Raw genomic sequence first — 17,337 nt, 5'->3', positions numbered from 1 at the left:
CCAGGTACATGTTGTTGGTAAGATTTTAACGTTAATTAATCGGGCCAGGGGGAAACCTCTGGCCCGGTCGTATCCGGGGCACAGGCAACTGCGCCTCTTTTTCAGGAGCTTCCCGATGAAACGATTTGAGATAGCGGTTGGGATCATTCGTAATCAGAACGCAGAGATTTTTCTGGCGCAACGAAGTGCTGACTCGCATATGGCGAACATGTGGGAGTTTCCTGGTGGGAAAATTGAGCAAGGCGAAACCCCCGAACAGGCACTGGAACGGGAGTTAATGGAAGAAGTTGGAATTACGCCCACAAGTTTCTCATTATTTGAAAAACAGGAACACCAGTTTCCGGACAGGCACGTCAGCCTGTGGTTTTTCCTTGTAGAACAGTGGGATGGTGAACCCTGGGGGAAAGAAGGGCAACCTTCTCGTTGGGTGGACCAACAGGCGCTGGAGCCGGAACAATTTCCGCCCGCCAATGCGCCTGTTATCGCGAAGCTGAAGCAAACGGCTTAGTCCTGCTTTTCACTCCAGTCATCGCTGTCAGATAAGGTGTTTTGGCTGGGGATACGTTTCTCTTCTGCGGCCCATTCACCTAAATCAATCAACTGGCAGCGCTTTGAACAAAATGGCCGCCATGGGCTTTGTTCACCCCAGATGACGGTTTTGCCACAGGTTGGGCAGTTCACTTCTGTTGTTTCAGACATCTTACTTCCTTAGCAGCAAGCCAAATTGAAATCAATCCGCTCTGGTATTACCCCATGTTCACTATCCAGAGGCAGGAAACGAATAGCAAAACGGCTTTTATGCCCGGACACTTGCGGATAGATAGCATCCTCAAGATTCATCTCCAGGCGCAACAAATCAGCATCATCACCATTGTCCTGATAAAACCCATTGAGACTGGTTTGTTTACGAAAGGGCGAAGAATGGCGAATCAGGTCAAGGATCAAGACAAGCGTTTCGCGCAATGGCTCCAGGCTGCTGAGCCAGTGGCTTACCTGATTACTGCGTGTACTTTCGCTGGATTTCAGCCAGACATGCAGTGTTGGCAAATCAAAGCTACAGCACCCGCCAGGAATGCTTAAGCGCTGGCGAACCAGGCTTATCAGTTTATCTTCACGCAATGTTTGCCCTAAACGCGAGCCTGCCATCAGACGTGAGCCTGTATTCTTTAACTGCTCTTTTAGTGATGTGATTCGCTGCATATCCACACCAGGAACTTCTACCCATGCCTGAAGTTTACGCTGCTGGCGTTCCAGTTCTTTTAGTAATTCAGTACGAATATCACCGCGTTCAAAAATATCCAGCAGGTCACTAATATTTCTTAAGAAATAAAGAGCGGAGGGGTAATCATTCAAAGGGAGCTGAGAAGAAAGTTGTTGTAGCAAAAACTCTATACGCAACCAGGTGCGCATTTTCTCGCTCAGGGGATGTTCAAAAAGTATTTGCGAGCTCATTCTTCCTCATTCCTGTCTGACGGACTGCATAGCCAGCGCCATGTATCGTTGGTGCAGGCGGGCCACATCGCGAGTTAATGTTTGTGGTAAACCATCATTATTAATAATGTCATCTGCGGCAGCAAGACGCGCCTCCCGGCTTACCTGTGCTGAGATAATGTGTTGCGCAAGTTCACGGCTGACATTATCTCGTGCCATGGTTCTCTGAAGCTGTGTTTCAGTGCTGACATCAACAACCAATACGCGGTCAGCCTGCTGCTGAAGTTGGTTTTCAACCAGCAAAGGTACGACCCACAAAACATAAGGCGAAGACGCCTGAGCAATAGCTTGCTGCGTCCGTTGGTGAATTAATGGGTGTAATAAGGCATTAAGCCACTGCTTTTCTTTGGGATCAGTAAAAATAAGTTCGCGCAGAGCTGTGCGGTTGAGTGCGCCTTCGTGGTTGATAACCTGTTCGCCAAAATGCCCGGCAATTTTTTGCAGGGCTGGTTGGCCCGGCGCCACAACTTCTCTGGCGATAATGTCTGCATCAACAAGCGATACACCATGGTTGGCAAATAACGCGGCAACAGTACTTTTGCCACTGCCAATCCCTCCGGTAAGCGCAACAGTGAAGACCATAAACAACGAAACCCCGATGTGATGAGTGTGCTTATAACAAAAGAAAAATGCCTTTCCCCTTGTGAAACCATGCCAGAGCTCAACATGCCGCCATTAGCTGTGTTTTTTTACACAGCAGGGCAAACAGTACTTCGAAATATTTACCTCCAGCTCTGCTTAGCCTGGGCTGGCTGATTCATGTTTTCGAAAAAAACGAGCAATACATGGTAATAAATAAGCTTTTAATACAGGTTATTCCTTAACACCATACTTACGCTAAATTTATAGGATTGTAGCGTAAAAAAGTCGCTTTTCGCAGTCTTGCGCTGCCTTTATTAGTGCGTAAGATAACGTCACTGGAGTCGGCAGTTGTATCGCCTCTTACCCTTTATTACATCGCCACGACCAGGATAATCGCAAATGCGTATTGAAGAAGATATCAAGTTAGGTTTTAAAGACGTTCTCATCCGCCCAAAACGTTCCACACTGAAGAGCCGCTCTGATGTAGAGCTTGAACGCCAGTATACTTTTAAACATTCTGGTGTGAACTGGGCTGGCGTTCCTGTTATTGCAGCAAATATGGATACAGTGGGAACCTTCAGCATGGCAAGTGCTCTGGCGGCGTTTGATATTTTGACCGCCGTCCACAAGCATTATTCCGTTGAAGACTGGCGCCAGTTTGTTGAGCAATCTCCGGCAACTGTGCTGCGCCATGTCATGGTATCTACGGGGACATCCGCTGCCGATTTTGAAAAAACCAAACAGATTCTGGCGTTGAGCCCGTCTCTGGCTTTTGTGTGTATCGATGTGGCTAATGGTTACTCCGAGCATTTCGTTCAGTTTGTGGCAAAAGCGCGTGAAGCATGGCCTGATAAAGTTATTTGTGCCGGGAATGTGGTAACGGGCGAAATGTGCGAAGAACTGATCCTGTCAGGTGCCGATATCGTGAAAGTCGGCATTGGGCCCGGATCTGTTTGTACCACTCGGGTAAAAACCGGGGTCGGTTACCCACAGTTGTCTGCTGTCATCGAGTGTGCAGATGCCGCTCATGGCCTTGGTGGGCAAATTGTCAGTGATGGTGGTTGTACTGTGCCAGGTGACGTGGCCAAAGCATTTGGCGGTGGTGCTGATTTTGTCATGCTTGGCGGTATGCTGGCAGGCCATGAAGAGAGTGGTGGCACTGTAGTTGAAGAAAATGGTGAGAAATTTATGCTGTTCTATGGCATGAGTTCTGCTTCTGCTATGAACCGCCATGTCGGTGGTGTGGCTGAATACCGGGCTGCAGAGGGCAAAACCGTGAAGCTTCCCTTGCGTGGGTCGGTTGAAAATACTGCACGGGATATCCTGGGTGGGCTGCGTTCAGCCTGTACCTATGTGGGAGCTTCCCGCCTGAAAGAGTTGACTAAACGCACGACATTTATTCGTGTGCAGGAGCAAGAAAACCGGGTGTTTAACAGCCTGTAATAGTTTGCCACAGTACTAACAGGGTAAGAGTGTCTTACCCTGTTGCTCTTTATTAACCCACAGTAATTAACCTGCTCCCATTGCTTCCCCCAGCCCAAAAATAGGCAAATACATTGCCAGCACAAGCAAACCAGTTATCAGCCCGGTAATTACCATTAACAACGGTTCCATTAGTTGAGTTAACTGGCTGGCCTGTAGTTGCGTATTTTCTCTGTGCCAGTCGGCAAGTTTTTCCAGCATAGTATCCAACGCACCAGATTGTTCCCCGGTTGTCACTAACTGATAGCAGAGTGGTGTAAAACAGCCATGCTGGCGCATAGCTTCACCCAGAGTTATACCCTGAGTAACATCTTCCAGAAGTTGCCCTATAACCTGCCGCCAGTGGCTGGTGTCGGGGAGAGTCTCTTTAACAAGCTGTAACCCCTGCAGAATATTTACGCCTGATTGTTGTGTCAGGGCGAGCATCATAAAAATCTGGCTGCGCATCAGTGACCCGTACAGCCGATTCATTACTGGGGCGCGTTGTAACAGGTATTGGGTAAATCTGTGCCATGCTTTTCTGGCAGGCCACACCACAAGGATAACCGCCGTAAGGCCGGTAAACGCCAGAATGTACAGATGTTGGCTAAGCCAGGCAGATACAGACATCAAAATACGTGTCACTGCTGGAAGTGGAGTATTAAATGCCTGGTAGATATCCGCGAAAGTTGGCAGAACAAACAGTAGCATGCCCAGTGTAACGGCCAGTGCCATACACAGAGTCAGTAATGGGTAGCGTAGTGCTTTCGACACAGTACGCTGCAAGGTGCGCTGTTGTTCTTGTTGCTCAGACAGGTGCGTAAAGCATAAATCCAGCTTCCCTGTCATTTCACCTGTGCGGCTCAGAGCGACGAACAAGGGAGGGAAGAGCTCAGGCCAGCTTTGAATAATGGACGAAAAAGGTTCACCTTCGTTGAGCCGTAATGTGATTTGTTGCATTACCGCCTGCCAAAGCGGGGAAGCATGTTGCTGACCGAGTAACACCAGTGCATCTGGCAGGCTGATACCCGCTTTCAGCAATGCCGACAGCTGTTGTAAAAAATGGATTCGGTGATCCATATGGCGGGGTTTACTTTCATACGCCCGTGCCCGTTGAATGCGTACCGGAAATAATGCCTGGCTACAAAGCAGGGTCATTATCTCTATTTTCCCAACGGCAAAACTGATGCCGGATTGCGGGTTGCCTTTTATATCAAGTGCAGACCAGCGCCAAAGCGATAACTTAGCTGCCATGAGGTAACCCCAACACTCGGTACAGCTCATTCACTGTCGTTTCCCCGCGGCTGACTGCCTGGCAGCCATGTTCGAAAAGTGCTATGCAACCTTGTTGCTTTGCGAGTTCAGCAATTTGTGTGGCTGTATCTCCGCGTAATAAAGCATCATGAACCTCGGGTGTGATAGCCAGAACTTCAAACAGTGCCACCCGCCCATAGAACCCGCTGTAGCACTGCTCACAACCAACCGGTATCCAGTCTGGTAAAGGTAACCGGCTCACTGTTCGGGGCAGAACCAGTGGTTTGGTATGTTGTTTACGGCAATGTGGGCACAATTTTCTGACCAGCCGTTGCGCAATAACCAGTTTGAGTGCTGAAGCAATCATCCAGCGGGCAATGCCCATTTGTTCCAGGCGAACAAGTGTATCGGTCGTGGAGTTGGTGTGTAGCGTGGATAACACCAAATGCCCGGTTTGTGCGGCCTTAATAGCAATTTCAGCAGTTTCGTTGTCACGGATCTCACCTACCATAATGACATCAGGATCCTGGCGCAGTAGAGCCCGCAACACTCGCTGAAATGTTAAACCCGCCTTCAGATTTACTTGCGCCTGGTTAAGCCCGCTTAGTGGAATTTCTATTGGGTCTTCAACACTGCTGATATTAATACCTGGTTGATTAAGGGCATTCAGGCCGCTATACAAGGAGACAGTTTTCCCACTCCCGGTCGGGCCTGTCACCAGAATCAGCCCTTGCGGCGCGTTGAGTGCATTTTTAAATTCATCCAGTTGCCGGGGGGCAAGGCCAAGTGCATCAAGTGAGAGTTGTTCATCCTGCTTATGTAAAACCCGTAAGACGATTTTTTCTCCAGCCCTGCAGGGGAGTGTCGCCAGGCGAAACGAAATATTCCCGGGGAGGTCCGGAAGTGTGAATTGCCCGTCCTGGGGAAGACGTTTCTCTGCGATATCCATATCGCTGAGTACTTTCAACCGGGCGACAAGCGCGGGGTAGGCGTCTGCATTCCCCTGGTACTGTGTGTGTAATACGCCATCAATACGGAAACGCACACGGAACAGCGGCGTATCGGGCTCAAAATGAATATCCGAGGCCCGCTGGTTTAACGCCTGCTGCAATGTCTGTTCGATATGGACAACGGTGTTGTTGGCTGAGCCTGACGTGGGCTGGTAAGGTTCTGTTGCGTGGTGCTGCGCCCGGTGCCGTTCTATTTGTGCCGGTGACCAGTGCTCAACCACTACTTTTTTGTGGGACAGGAAGCGCAGTGAGCTGAGTAGTTCATCAGGGGCGCTATTTGCAACTGCAATGACAATCTCCGGGTCATGGCGCAGAAGCAGTGCGTGATGGCGGGCACACAAGGCAAAGAGTTTCTCATCACTCATTTATTCGTTCTCCAGTTTACTCGTCAGCAAAGCGGAATATGTCATTGCATGCCTGCTCAAGGCCTGTATTACCAGGCGCCGAACAGGTTTTTCGCCAGCCAGTGATACCCTGGTTGTCATCCCATTGTGGAAGCAGTGTTAATGAGAGACCGTTGAGGCTGTCCTGCCCGTTAAGCTGAATGCTCCCTGCTGTAACTGACAAGCTGGCGATATACCTTGAGGTTCGTGGGGCTGGAATTCCGTTGCTGTCAGCATGGCAGGGTGTGATGCCACCGCGTTCAATAGCGCAGAGTTCGACAGCGCTGCGGTAGGGCAATACATTTTGTAGAACGTCGGTTAATGCCGCTTTACGTAAGTAGTTTTGATATGCGGGAATAGCGGTTGCGCTAAGAATAGCGATGATGCCTACTACTACCATTAATTCAATCAGGGTGAAGCCACGTTGCCTGTGCATGGTTGTCTCCTTTGGTGTAACGGAGCTCGACTATGGCAGGTTGCGCCATATGCTTCGACAGGTTGTTTTTTATTCTGGAGTTTCTGTTCCTGAGTGAATATGCACACTGCAAAAAAAGCGGAATAAATGCGAGGATGCCTGAAAATACGGGCAGGCTGGCTGCCCGTAACGGAGAAAAAGCGCTCTAAGCGTTTAGCGGAAACGCATAGAGAGATCCAGTGCGCGGATATGTTTAGTCAGGGCACCTACTGAAATAAAATCCACACCAGTTTCAGCGCAGGCGCGCAGCGTATCCAGAGTCACGTTGCCAGACACTTCCAACTGGGCATTGCCCTGGGTTATCCCAACAGCTTTGCGCATCATATCGGTATCAAAGTTGTCCAGCATGATGATATCTGCGCCAGCATGTAGGGCATCCTGCAGTTCTTCAAGGTTTTCAACTTCGACTTCAATAGGAACATCAGGATGGATCCAGCTCGCTTTTTCGATTGCCTGGCGAACAGAGCCGGCGGCAATAATATGGTTTTCCTTGATCAGGAAGGCATCGGATAACCCCAGGCGGTGGTTGCTTCCGCCGCCACAGAGAACTGCATATTTTAGTGCGGTACGCAGGCCAGGAACAGTCTTGCGTGTATCCAGTAATTGGGTGTTCGTACCAGCCAGTTGTGTAACATAACGGTGAACTTCACTGGCAACACCAGAGAGCGTCTGTACAAAGTTCAGTGCGGTACGTTCACCTGTGAGCAGTATACGCGAGGAACCCGTCAGCTCGAATAATGGCTGGTTTGCCGTGATTTCATCACCATCATCGACATGCCATGTAACCTGTACGTTGCCGCCAAGCTGGATGAACACTTCTTCAACCCAGCGTTTGCCACAAAAAATACCTTCTTCGCGGGTGATAACAACAGCATGAGATGTGCTTTCCGGCGGGAGTAATTGCGCAGTAATATCGTTATTGGCATCAATGTTACCGCCAAGGTCTTCTTTTAGCGCAACAGAAACTGTACCGGGAATATCGGTATTAATCCGCTCCAACAGTGCTTCACGTCGGTGGTCTGGGTTATAACGGCGTGGTGGCATTATTAACTCCGAAATGGCTGATATAAATTGGAAACATGCTACTCTGAAGCGACCTTTAGTACCACAGCAAGGAGAACCATAATGAAGCTTCAGGATGGCTGGTTAAGCGAAGCAAGGCATGCGCCTTCACCGCATTGTGATGATCGCCCGGAAGGTGAATCGCCTTCATTGCTGGTCGTACATAACATCAGTTTACCACCCGGTGAATTTGGGGGCCCGTGGATTGATGCTCTGTTTGCCGGTACGCTGGATGCCAAAGCCCACCCTTATTTTGAAGGCATTGCACAATTACGTGTGTCAGCACATTGCCTGATTCGCCGTGATGGTGAAGTGGTTCAGTACGTCCCTTTTAATAAAAGAGCCTGGCATGCTGGTGTTTCTTCCTGGCAGGGGCGGGAAAAATGTAATGATTTTTCTATCGGGATTGAACTGGAAGGCACCGATGTCCTGCCATATACCGATGCACAATATCTGCGCCTTGCTGAGATAACACGAGTTTTGGCGGCATCCTGGCCGGATATTGCCAGAAATATGGCAGGGCATTGTGATATTGCACCTTCCAGAAAAACTGACCCTGGCACTGTTTTTGACTGGCCGCGCTTTCGCGCACTGGTTTCAGTTTCTGGTAAGGAGAGGGTATGACGCTATTTACCTTATTGTTGGTGTTAATTTCAGAACGTTTATTTAAGTTTGGGGAGCACTGGCAATTGGAAAGCCGCCTGGAGGTTATCTTCCGCCGAACCCGTTATTTCTCGATGGGTTACACGCTAATGCTGTCTGTTATCGCGATGGCGATTATTGCTGCGTGTCTGTATTTATTAAAAGGGATTTTGTTCAATGTCCCGCTATTGGTGTTCTGGATCCTGATTGGCGTTTTGTGTATCGGGGCTGGCAAGGTTCGCCTGCACTATCATGCTTACCTCAAAGCGGCCAGCCGCGGGGATTCACGTGCCTGTGATGAAATGGTGGCTGAGTTAACGATGATCCATGGTGTCCCGCCTGGTTGTGATGATCGTGAATTTTTACGTGAGTTACAAAATGCCTTGCTGTGGATTAATTATCGTTACTACCTGGCACCTCTTTTCTGGTTTGTTGTGGGGGGGAGCTTTGGGCCGGTAACCTTAGTCGGGTATGCAGTTCTCAGAGCCTGGCAGACATGGCTTGCCCGCCACCACACTCCTCATCAGCGGTTACATGCGGGTATTGATGCCATTTTGCACGTTCTGGATTGGGTGCCGGTCAGGTTAGTTGGGCTGGCTTATGCGTTATTGGGGCATGGTGAAAAAGCGCTACCGGCATGGTTCGCATCACTCGGTGACCGGGGAACTTCTCAATACCAGGTATTGACACAACTGGCACAATTTTCCCTGGCGCGGGAACCTCACTCTGACAAAGTCAGAACCCCGAAAGCTGCTGTATCAATGGCGAAGAAGACTGCGCTGGTGGTGGTAGTGGTGGTGGCTTTATTAACGATTTACGGCGCACTGGTTTAAGTACGCCGTTTTTTTGATTGCTACTTTTTACTGCTACGGGTGGTCTGCGGGTGGTATGCCGAAATCAGGCATACCATCGGGGCCCCACTCAATCAATTTAACCCGGGTGTGGCGGCCGGGGTCATAAAGCGGGTCGCCTTCTATTTCAGTGTAGTTGCGTGCATGGTAAACCAGCACATCCTGGCCGTCTGGTGTGGTGGTGAAACTGTTATGCCCGGGGCCAAACTGGCGGTTGGCTTCATTGGTGGTAAACACCGGACGAGGGGATTTATGCCAGTTTTTCGGGTCCAGAATATTGGCATCTTTATTGGCCCACAACAAACCCATGCAGTAGTTTTCATCGGTGGCGCTGGCTGAATAGGTAATAAAAATACGTTCGCCATGGAAAATGACCGCCGGCCCTTCATTCACCAGAAAACCCCGGCACTCCCAGTCAAACTCAGGCTTGCTTAACATGACGGCTTCCCCTTTCAGAGTCCACGGGTTTGCCATTTCACTTAAATATAAATTGGAATTACCTGGGATATCTGGTGCTTTTTGCGCCCACAGGTACCACTGCTTGCCCTGGTGTGAAAAGGTTGTGGCATCAAGGCAGAAGGTATCGAACTGCGTGGTTAACTGGCCTTTTTCAACCCAGTTACCGGTTAACGGGCAACTATCTGCGCATTCGAGCACATACATGCGGTGCTGGAACATGTTGTCACGCAGTGCCTTGGTATGTGCTGCAGCATAATAGATATACCACTTACCCTCTATGCGGTGGAGTTCAGGTGCCCAAATCAGCTCACTCATCGGGCCGGTATCGGGTTTCCGCCAGACAACCACGCCCTCGGCCTGGGCCAGTTCTGCAATAGACGAAGCCCGGCGAATCTCCAGCCTGTCATATTCAGGAACGGAAGCAATAAAATAGTACTCTGAACCTTCATGCAAAATAAAAGGGTCTGCACGTTGTTCAATTAATGGGTTAGGCCATTGCAACATAACGTCTTTCCTTATCGTTTCGTTTGGCACTCAAACTGGCTTTTCAATATGTTGGTCGGCGGTTTTGCCAACGGGTTGCGCAGGAGCTTCGCTGCCTTGCTTACCTTCCTGGTAGTCAACCAGTTCCTGGTAGTTTTTACGGCGTTTTTCCAGGTCAATCTGAATCTGTTTCATGGTTTCACGGTCAACTTTGAGCAGACGCACCACCCCGGCAGTAATTAAATAACCCACACCAGGAATCACAGTGAACAGTAAAATTATGCCGTTGATGGCACTGGCGGACTGCTGCTTCAGGGATGCGTCATAGCCATACCAGGACAGCAAGAAACCACACATGGAACCAGCGATTGCCAGGCCTAACTTCAGGAAGAACAGGTTGCCAGAGAAGCTAATCCCGGTAATGCGTTTACCTGTTTTCCACTCGCCATAATCGTCGACGTCTGCCATCAGTGACCAGTGCAGCGGTGATGGGATTTGGTGCAGGATATTAAGCAGGAAGTACATGACGATGATAAGCACGGTGGCATGGGGATCGAGGAAATAGAACCCGCTGGAGAAGATTGCCAGTACAATGTTTGTCCAGAAGAAGACTTTCAGCTTACACCATTTATCAGTCAATACCTTGGCGAGTGTGCTGCCAATCATCATGCCGATAACACCAAGGCTGATAAACATGGTGGCAAAACCGGTGCTTTGTTGCATGACCCAGGTGACGTAATACATGGTGGCTGCCATGCGAATAAAACCGGGGCAGACATTGCACAAAGTCAGCAACAAAATACGCACCCACTGGTCGTTCTTCCACACATCACGCAAGTCAGATTTCAGGTCGTCGTTTGTGGGGACGGCTGGGCGAATACGTTCACGCACAGTTGAGAAACAATACAGGAACATAAACAGCGCGATGATAGCCAGGGTGCCCATCGCCATCTGGTAGCCTTTCGCTTTATCTGCACCACCGTACCATTCTGCCAAAGGCAGAAGTGACAGGGATAAAATCAACGTGGCTATTCCGACCATAACAAAGCGGTAAGACTGGCAGGAAACCCGCTCATGGGGATCATTAGTGATGACACCACCCAGCGAGCAATAAGGGATATTAATAGCGGTATAGGTCAGCGACATCAGGAAATAGGTGATAAACGCATAGATAACCTTGCTGTTATAGCTCCACTCTGGCGTGGTGAACATGAGTACGCTGAAGAGTACGTAAGGCAGTGAAATCCATAGCAACCATGGACGAAAACGCCCCCAGCGGCTTTTTGTACGGTCAGCAATAGCGCCCATGATAGGGTCAGTTACTGCATCAACTACACGCACAGAAAGGAGTAGTGTGCCCACCAAAGCGGGAGCAAGGCCGAAAATGTCGGTATAAAAAAAGTTTAAAAACAGCATGATGGCACCGCCGATGATATTACAACCGGCATCCCCCATCCCGTAGCCTATCTTTTCCTTAACTGTTAGCTTGTTGCTTTGCATCTGCCTCACTCCATTCAGAAGATATGGACAGAATTATTGGTGCTAAAGTGAAATTTTTCGCAGCAGGAATCAGCCGCAGAAATGGACAATCATGTCATTGGGTGGGAAGTGTGAAGGAGATAACAATACTCTGCACCCGCAAAATACGGGTGCAGAGGGAAGGTACAATTAATTGGTTTTCACGGTGTTGCGGCTTTTCTGCTTACACATATAGCCCACACCAAGGACAGCAACCCAGACAGGGATAAGGTAAACAGAAATTGCCATACCCGGGGTGATCAACATGATAACCAGCACGGCGGCCATGAACAGCAGGCAGACCCAGTTGCCCAATGGGTAGAGCAGCGCCGGGAAGCGTGTGGTGACACCCTGCTGTTGTTTGGTACGGCGGAATTTCATGTGCGCCAGGCTAATCATTGCCCAGTTGATAACCAGAGCAGAAACCACCAGAGCCATAAGCATACCGAAAGCTGACTCAGGAGCCAGGTAGTTAATCAGTACACAGAGTGCTGTTACCACTGCAGAAACGATGATGGTGTTTACTGGCACGCCACGTTTATCCACGGTAAGGAGTGCTTTCGGTGCGTTACCTTGCTGAGCCAGGCCGAACAACATACGGCTGTTACAGTACACACAACTGTTATATACAGACAGCGCGGCGGTCAGCACCACGATATTTAAGGCATTGGCTACGAAAGTATCACCCAGTTCGTGGAAAATGAGCACAAACGGGCTGGTATCTGCTGTAACGCGCGTCCAGGGCAACAGAGAGAGCAGAACTGCCAGTGAGCCAATATAGAAAATCAGAATACGCCAGATAACCTGGTTGGTTGCTTTCGGGATGCTCTGCTCCGGGTTATCCGCTTCTGCTGCGGTAATACCCACTAATTCCAGCCCACCGAAGGAGAACATAATAATCGCCATCATCATGACCAGGCCAGTCATGCCATGGGGCAGGAAACCACCTTGATCCCACAGGTTATGTATTGTGGCCTGAGGGCCGCCTTTACCACTGAACAGCAACCAGCCGCCAAAAATTATCATTGCCACAACCGCGAACACTTTGATGATGGCAAACCAGAACTCCAGTTCACCAAACACTTTTACGTTGGTCAGGTTAATGGCGTTGATAATGACAAAGAAGGCTGCAGCAGAAACCCAGGTTGGAATTTCTGGGTACCAGAACTGAATATACTTACCGACAGCTGTCAGCTCAGCCATGGCAACCAGCACGTACAGCACCCAGTAGTTCCAGCCAGAAGCAAAGCCCGCGAAACTGCCCCAGTATTTGTAGGCAAAGTGGCTGAATGAGCCCGCAACAGGCTCTTCAACAACCATTTCACCTAACTGGCGCATGATCAGAAAAGCAATGAAGCCGGCAATAGCATAGCCCAAAATTATCCCCGGGCCGGCAGACTGTATAACCGATGCGCTCCCCAGAAACAAACCGGTACCGATAGCGCCGCCCAGCGCGATTAGCTGTATATGGCGGTTTTTAAGGCCGCGCTTTAGCGAGTCGCCTTGTTGTTGACCTTCCATCTTACAAACCTCGTGTGTGGTGATATTGTTGGTTTAAATAGCACCGTATGTAATTGATACATTCCATATGCTGTAGTGTTTTTTTTACGGTAACAAAGCGCGTTTTTTTATTCGTCTACTACCGAAGCGCAAAGAATAGTGTTAAGAGCAGCGAGTTGCACCTGGTTTCTTCATTCCTCTTCCCGGACTGAGCAAAATCTCACCATTTCTGTTAGCTGTATTTTTCCATGGATAATTCTCATTTTGATTTTGTATTCAAAATTAATGGATTTTTATTCATTAAATCCTGTGTTGAATCGGTTCAATTTGAGAAATAATTGGTTTCAAATTGGTTAAATGTGCATCGAGCCAGGTAACATTATGATTTGTGCAAAGTTACATGTCTGAAACGCTATTTCTGTAATGTTGTTAAAATGTGTGGTGTTTAATGATTTCAATCAAAACCAATATGGACATAAGGTGAATACTTTGTTACTTTAGCGTCACGAATATGAAATTGGTCTTACCAATTGACTCCGGGCGAAAGGCAGAGAAAATAACGAATGGCCTACAGCAAAATCCGCCAACCTAAGCTATCCGATGTAATCGAGCAGCAACTGGAGTACCTCATCCTTGAAGGGACACTGCGCCCGGGGGAAAAATTGCCGCCGGAGCGTGAATTAGCGCGTCAATTTGATGTTTCACGCCCTTCATTACGTGAAGCTATCCAGCGCCTTGAAGCGAAAGGGCTGTTGTTACGTCGTCAGGGTGGCGGCACTTTTATCCAGAATAACCTCTGGAAAAGCTTTAGTGACCCTCTTGCTGCTTTGCTGTCAGACCATCCCGAATCTCAGTTTGATCTTCTCGAAACGCGCCATGCACTGGAAGGTGTCGCCGCTTATTACGCTGCGCTGCGAGGCACGGATGAAGATCTCGCGCGTATTCGTGAATGCCACGAGAGCATTGAAAGCGCCAAACAGGCGGGTGACCTGGATGCTGAATCGGAAGCCGTGCTTCAGTATCAGATTGCGGTCACAGAAGCAGCACATAATGTGGTACTGCTCCACTTGCTGCGCTGTATGGAGCCTATGCTTGCCCAGAATGTTCGACAGAATTTTGAATTGCTCTACACACGAAGAGATATGCATCCCCTCGTGAGTAGTCATCGCGCCAGTATTTTCGAAGCGATCATGGCACGTAAGCCGGAACAGGCCCGTGAAGCATCGCACCGGCATCTGGCGTTTATTGAGGAAATATTGCTGGACCGCAGCCGTGAGCAAAGTAGAAGAGAACGTTCATTGCGCCGCTTACAGCAACGAAAGGACTAGCGTTTTTTCAGGTCTTTTTGCCGGAATAAAACGCAAAAGCGCCCAATCATAGAGCGCGGCAACTAAACGCAGAACCTGTCTTATTGTGTTTTTACCCCAGGCTGAGAATGCAATGGGACAGGTTCCAGACAATCAACGATTAAAAGATAAGGAATACCCCATGTCAGAACGTTTGCAAAATGACGTGGATCCGATCGAAACTCGCGACTGGCTACAGGCGATCGAATCGGTCATCCGTGAAGAAGGTGTTGAACGTGCGCAGTTCCTGGTTGATCAGTTACTGAGCGAAGCCCGTAAAGGCGGTGTTAAAGTTGCCGCTGGCGCTGGTGCTGGCAGCTACGTCAATACTATTGCCGTTGAAGATGAACCTGAATACCCGGGTAATCTGGACCTGGAACGTCGTATTCGTTCTGCGATTCGCTGGAACGCCATCATGACTGTGCTGCATGCGTCTAAAAAAGACCTGGAGCTGGGCGGTCACATGGCGTCTTACCAGTCTTCTGCCACGTTTTATGAAGTGTGCTTTAACCACTTCTTCCGTGCGCGCAATGAAAAAGATGGCGGTGATCTGGTGTACTTCCAGGGCCACATCTCCCCAGGCGTTTATGCCCGTGCTTTCCTTGAAGGCCGCCTGACTGAAGACCAGATGAATAACTTCCGTCAGGAAGTTCATGGTAATGGTCTGTCTTCTTACCCACACCCGAAACTGATGCCAGAATTCTGGCAGTTCCCGACTGTTTCTATGGGTCTGGGCCCAATCGGTGCCATTTATCAGGCTAAGTTCCTGAAATACCTGGAACACCGTGGCCTGAAAGATACCGCTGCACAGACTGTGTACGCATTCCTTGGCGATGGCGAAATGGATGAACCTGAATCCAAAGGCGCCATCACTATTGCGACTCGTGAAAAACTGGATAACCTGGTTTTCGTCATCAACTGTAACCTGCAGCGTCTTGACGGCCCGGTAACGGGTAACGGCAAAATCATTAACGAACTGGAAGGCATCTTTGGTGGTGCTGGCTGGAACGTGGTTAAAGTGATTTGGGGTGGTCGTTGGGATGAACTGCTGCGTAAAGACACCAGCGGTAAACTGATCCAACTGATGAATGAAACCGTTGATGGTGACTACCAGACCTTTAAATCTAAAGATGGTGCTTACGTTCGCGAACACTTCTTCGGTAAATACCCGGAAACTGCTGCTCTGGTTGCTGACTGGACTGATGACCAGATTTGGGCACTGAACCGTGGTGGTCACGATCCGAAGAAAGTCTATGCTGCACTGAAAAAAGCGCAGGAAACCAAAGGCCAGCCGACTGTTATTCTTGCTCACACCATTAAAGGTTATGGTATGGGTGACGCTGCCGAAGGTAAAAACATCGCCCACCAGGTTAAGAAAATGAACATGGACGGCGTACGCTATGTGCGTGACCGTTTCAATGTGCCTGTTGCTGATGAAGATATCGAAAAACTGCCGTATGTGACTTTTGCTCCGGATTCCGAAGAAGCGAAATACCTGCATGCGCAGCGTGAAAAACTGAACGGCTACCTGCCGACTCGTCAGCCTAAGTTCACTGAAAAACTGGAACTGCCGACGCTGGAAGATTTTGGCCCACTGCTGGAAGAGCAGAACAAAGAAATCTCCACCACTATCGCGTTTGTGCGTGCACTGAACGTGATGCTGAAAAACAAATCTATCAAAGATCGCCTGGTGCCGATTATCGCCGATGAAGCGCGTACCTTTGGTATGGAAGGTTTGTTCCGTCAGATTGGTATTTACAGCCCGAACGGCCAGCAGTACACCCCGCAGGACCGTGAGCAGGTTGCATACTACAAAGAAGACGAAAAAGGCCAGATTCTGCAGGAAGGGATCAACGAACTGGGTGCCGGCGCATCCTGGCTGGCTGCTGCGACCTCTTACAGCACCAACAACCTGCCGATGATTCCGTTCTACATCTACTACTCCATGTTCGGGTTCCAGCGTATTGGCGACCTGTGCTGGGCTGCTGGCGATCAGCAGGCTCGTGGCTTCCTGATTGGCGGGACTTCAGGCCGTACCACCCTTAACGGTGAAGGTCTGCAGCACGAAGATGGCCACAGCCATATTCAGTCTCTGACTATTCCTAACTGTATCTCTTACGACCCGTCTTACGCATACGAAGTTGCGGTTATCATGCATGATGGCCTGGAACGTATGTACGGTGAGAAACAAGAGAACGTTTACTACTACATCACCACTCTGAACGAAAACTACCACATGCCAGCTATGCCGGCAGGTTCCGAGGAAGGTATCCGTAAAGGTATCTATAAACTCGAAACCGTAGCGGGTAGCAAAGGTAAAGTTCAGTTGCTGGGCTCTGGTTCTATCCTGCGTCATGTTCGTGAAGCCGCACAAATTCTGGCTAACGACTACGGTGTGGGTTCTGATGTGTACAGCGTAACCTCCTTCACTGAACTGGCTCGTGATGGCCAGGATTGTGAACGCTGGAACATGCTGCACCCGCTGGAAACCCCGCGCGTACCGTACATTGCTCAGGTAATGAACGATGCACCGGCAGTGGCATCTACTGACTATATGAAACTGTTTGCTGAACAGGTTCGTACTTATGTACCGGCTGATGACTACCGTGTACTGGGTACAGACGGCTTTGGTCGCTCTGACAGCCGTGAAAACCTGCGCCACCACTTCGAAGTTGATGCTTCCTATGTGGTTGTAGCGGCACTTGGCGAACTGGCTAAACGTGGCGAAATCGATAAGAAAGTGGTTGCTGATGCAATTGCTAAATTCAACATCGACGCAGAAAAAGTTAACCCACGTCTGGCGTAAGAGGTAAAAGAATA

Annotated in this window: 16 protein-coding genes; 6 read left to right on the top strand and 10 right to left on the bottom strand. The window is 49.4% G+C overall.

Going from position 1 to position 17,337, the window contains the following annotated elements; genetic code table 11:
• Positions 1–115: 115 nt before the first annotated feature.
• On the top strand, positions 116–508 hold the full coding sequence (gene mutT / locus DT73_RS07080; RefSeq protein ID WP_036106159.1) for an 8-oxo-dGTP diphosphatase MutT: 393 nt from the start codon (positions 116–118) through the stop codon (positions 506–508).
• Here mutT and yacG read toward each other — a convergent pair.
• Genes yacG through coaE form a run of 3 tightly spaced genes read right to left on the bottom strand, consistent with a single transcriptional unit; the run spans position 505 to position 2,073 of the window.
• Positions 505–699: a DNA gyrase inhibitor YacG gene (gene yacG, locus DT73_RS07075; RefSeq protein ID WP_036106156.1), complete on the bottom strand. Its 195-nt coding sequence runs from the start codon at positions 697–699 to the stop codon at positions 505–507. The genes mutT and yacG overlap by 4 nt on opposite strands.
• Before the next feature lie 9 nt (positions 700–708).
• Positions 709–1,452 (bottom strand): cell division protein ZapD, encoded by a 744-nt coding sequence (gene zapD / locus DT73_RS07070; protein WP_036106153.1) that lies wholly within the window; start codon positions 1,450–1,452, stop codon positions 709–711.
• Positions 1,453–1,458: 6 nt separating this feature from the next.
• Entirely contained in the window at positions 1,459–2,073 is a 615-nt protein-coding gene (coaE, locus tag DT73_RS07065; RefSeq protein ID WP_036106148.1) for a dephospho-CoA kinase, read from the bottom strand.
• 399 nt (positions 2,074–2,472) lie between these two features.
• On the opposite strand from coaE, the gene DT73_RS07060 reads away from it, so the two are divergent.
• Positions 2,473–3,516, top strand: coding sequence for a GMP reductase (locus DT73_RS07060; RefSeq protein WP_036106146.1), 1,044 nt, complete (start codon positions 2,473–2,475; stop codon positions 3,514–3,516).
• Positions 3,517–3,582: 66 nt separating this feature from the next.
• Here the strand turns inward: DT73_RS07060 and hofC are convergent, their stop codons facing one another.
• From hofC to nadC, 4 genes are all read right to left on the bottom strand, one after another.
• Positions 3,583–4,788, bottom strand: coding sequence for a protein transport protein HofC (gene hofC, locus DT73_RS07055; protein ID WP_036106144.1), 1,206 nt, complete (start codon positions 4,786–4,788; stop codon positions 3,583–3,585).
• Positions 4,778–6,163 (bottom strand): type II secretion system protein GspE, encoded by a 1,386-nt coding sequence (gene gspE, locus DT73_RS07050; protein WP_036106142.1) that lies wholly within the window; start codon positions 6,161–6,163, stop codon positions 4,778–4,780. Before gspE ends, hofC begins: the two co-directional genes overlap by 11 nt.
• A gap of 16 nt (positions 6,164–6,179) precedes the next feature.
• Positions 6,180–6,617 (bottom strand): prepilin peptidase-dependent pilin, encoded by a 438-nt coding sequence (gene ppdD / locus DT73_RS07045; protein ID WP_036106138.1) that lies wholly within the window; start codon positions 6,615–6,617, stop codon positions 6,180–6,182.
• Between the two features lie 192 nt (positions 6,618–6,809).
• Positions 6,810–7,700, bottom strand: a complete 891-nt coding sequence (gene nadC / locus DT73_RS07040; protein WP_036106135.1) for a carboxylating nicotinate-nucleotide diphosphorylase — start codon at positions 7,698–7,700, stop codon at positions 6,810–6,812.
• An 81-nt stretch (positions 7,701–7,781) separates the two neighbouring features.
• Between nadC and ampD the strand changes: the two genes are divergently transcribed.
• Together ampD and ampE are read left to right on the top strand one after the other, a co-directional pair.
• On the top strand, positions 7,782–8,342 hold the full coding sequence (gene ampD, locus DT73_RS07035; RefSeq protein ID WP_036106133.1) for a 1,6-anhydro-N-acetylmuramyl-L-alanine amidase AmpD: 561 nt from the start codon (positions 7,782–7,784) through the stop codon (positions 8,340–8,342).
• On the top strand, positions 8,339–9,193 hold the full coding sequence (ampE, locus tag DT73_RS07030) for a beta-lactamase regulator AmpE (protein ID WP_036106130.1): 855 nt from the start codon (positions 8,339–8,341) through the stop codon (positions 9,191–9,193). The genes ampD and ampE overlap by 4 nt, the downstream gene beginning before the upstream one ends.
• A 33-nt stretch (positions 9,194–9,226) precedes the next feature.
• Here the strand turns inward: ampE and DT73_RS07025 are convergent, their stop codons facing one another.
• From DT73_RS07025 to aroP, 3 genes are all read right to left on the bottom strand, one after another.
• Positions 9,227–10,174 (bottom strand): family 43 glycosylhydrolase, encoded by a 948-nt coding sequence (locus DT73_RS07025; RefSeq protein ID WP_036106128.1) that lies wholly within the window; start codon positions 10,172–10,174, stop codon positions 9,227–9,229.
• Between the two features lie 30 nt (positions 10,175–10,204).
• Positions 10,205–11,653: a glycoside-pentoside-hexuronide (GPH):cation symporter gene (locus DT73_RS07020; protein ID WP_051691293.1), complete on the bottom strand. Its 1,449-nt coding sequence runs from the start codon at positions 11,651–11,653 to the stop codon at positions 10,205–10,207.
• Between the two features lie 168 nt (positions 11,654–11,821).
• Entirely contained in the window at positions 11,822–13,192 is a 1,371-nt protein-coding gene (gene aroP / locus DT73_RS07015; protein ID WP_036106124.1) for an aromatic amino acid transporter AroP, read from the bottom strand.
• Between the two features lie 542 nt (positions 13,193–13,734).
• Here aroP and pdhR point away from each other — a divergent pair.
• Both pdhR and aceE read left to right on the top strand, forming a co-directional pair.
• Complete coding sequence (pdhR, locus tag DT73_RS07010) at positions 13,735–14,499, top strand: pyruvate dehydrogenase complex transcriptional repressor PdhR (RefSeq protein ID WP_036106121.1); 765 nt, start codon at positions 13,735–13,737, stop codon at positions 14,497–14,499.
• A gap of 160 nt (positions 14,500–14,659) precedes the next feature.
• Positions 14,660–17,323 carry a pyruvate dehydrogenase (acetyl-transferring), homodimeric type gene (gene aceE, locus DT73_RS07005; protein ID WP_036106119.1) on the top strand — a complete coding sequence of 888 codons (2,664 nt, stop codon included), beginning with the start codon at positions 14,660–14,662 and terminating at the stop codon, positions 17,321–17,323.
• The last annotated feature ends 14 nt before the right edge of the window (positions 17,324–17,337 follow it).

It is taken from the genome of Mangrovibacter sp. MFB070 (assembly GCF_000705335.1).
Classification (GTDB): domain Bacteria; phylum Pseudomonadota; class Gammaproteobacteria; order Enterobacterales; family Enterobacteriaceae; genus Mangrovibacter; species Mangrovibacter plantisponsor.
This window is presented reverse-complemented; position numbering and strand designations above follow the sequence as displayed.

Excerpts from the sequence above, each read along its gene's own strand:
- mutT (WP_036106159.1), top strand. The coding sequence starts at position 116 with ATGAAACGATTTGAGATAGCGGTTGGGATCATTCGTAATCAGAACGCA.
- zapD (WP_036106153.1), bottom strand. The coding sequence starts at position 1,452 with ATGAGCTCGCAAATACTTTTTGAACATCCCCTGAGCGAGAAAATGCGC.
- ppdD (WP_036106138.1), bottom strand. The coding sequence starts at position 6,617 with ATGCACAGGCAACGTGGCTTCACCCTGATTGAATTAATGGTAGTAGTA.
- yacG (WP_036106156.1), bottom strand. The coding sequence starts at position 699 with ATGTCTGAAACAACAGAAGTGAACTGCCCAACCTGTGGCAAAACCGTC.
- coaE (WP_036106148.1), bottom strand. The coding sequence starts at position 2,073 with ATGGTCTTCACTGTTGCGCTTACCGGAGGGATTGGCAGTGGCAAAAGT.
- aceE (WP_036106119.1), top strand. The coding sequence starts at position 14,660 with ATGTCAGAACGTTTGCAAAATGACGTGGATCCGATCGAAACTCGCGAC.
- nadC (WP_036106135.1), bottom strand. The coding sequence starts at position 7,700 with ATGCCACCACGCCGTTATAACCCAGACCACCGACGTGAAGCACTGTTG.
- DT73_RS07020 (WP_051691293.1), bottom strand. The coding sequence starts at position 11,653 with ATGCAAAGCAACAAGCTAACAGTTAAGGAAAAGATAGGCTACGGGATG.
- DT73_RS07025 (WP_036106128.1), bottom strand. The coding sequence starts at position 10,174 with ATGTTGCAATGGCCTAACCCATTAATTGAACAACGTGCAGACCCTTTT.
- gspE (WP_036106142.1), bottom strand. The coding sequence starts at position 6,163 with ATGAGTGATGAGAAACTCTTTGCCTTGTGTGCCCGCCATCACGCACTG.
- pdhR (WP_036106121.1), top strand. The coding sequence starts at position 13,735 with ATGGCCTACAGCAAAATCCGCCAACCTAAGCTATCCGATGTAATCGAG.
- DT73_RS07060 (WP_036106146.1), top strand. The coding sequence starts at position 2,473 with ATGCGTATTGAAGAAGATATCAAGTTAGGTTTTAAAGACGTTCTCATC.
- ampE (WP_036106130.1), top strand. The coding sequence starts at position 8,339 with ATGACGCTATTTACCTTATTGTTGGTGTTAATTTCAGAACGTTTATTT.
- ampD (WP_036106133.1), top strand. The coding sequence starts at position 7,782 with ATGAAGCTTCAGGATGGCTGGTTAAGCGAAGCAAGGCATGCGCCTTCA.
- hofC (WP_036106144.1), bottom strand. The coding sequence starts at position 4,788 with ATGGCAGCTAAGTTATCGCTTTGGCGCTGGTCTGCACTTGATATAAAA.
- aroP (WP_036106124.1), bottom strand. The coding sequence starts at position 13,192 with ATGGAAGGTCAACAACAAGGCGACTCGCTAAAGCGCGGCCTTAAAAAC.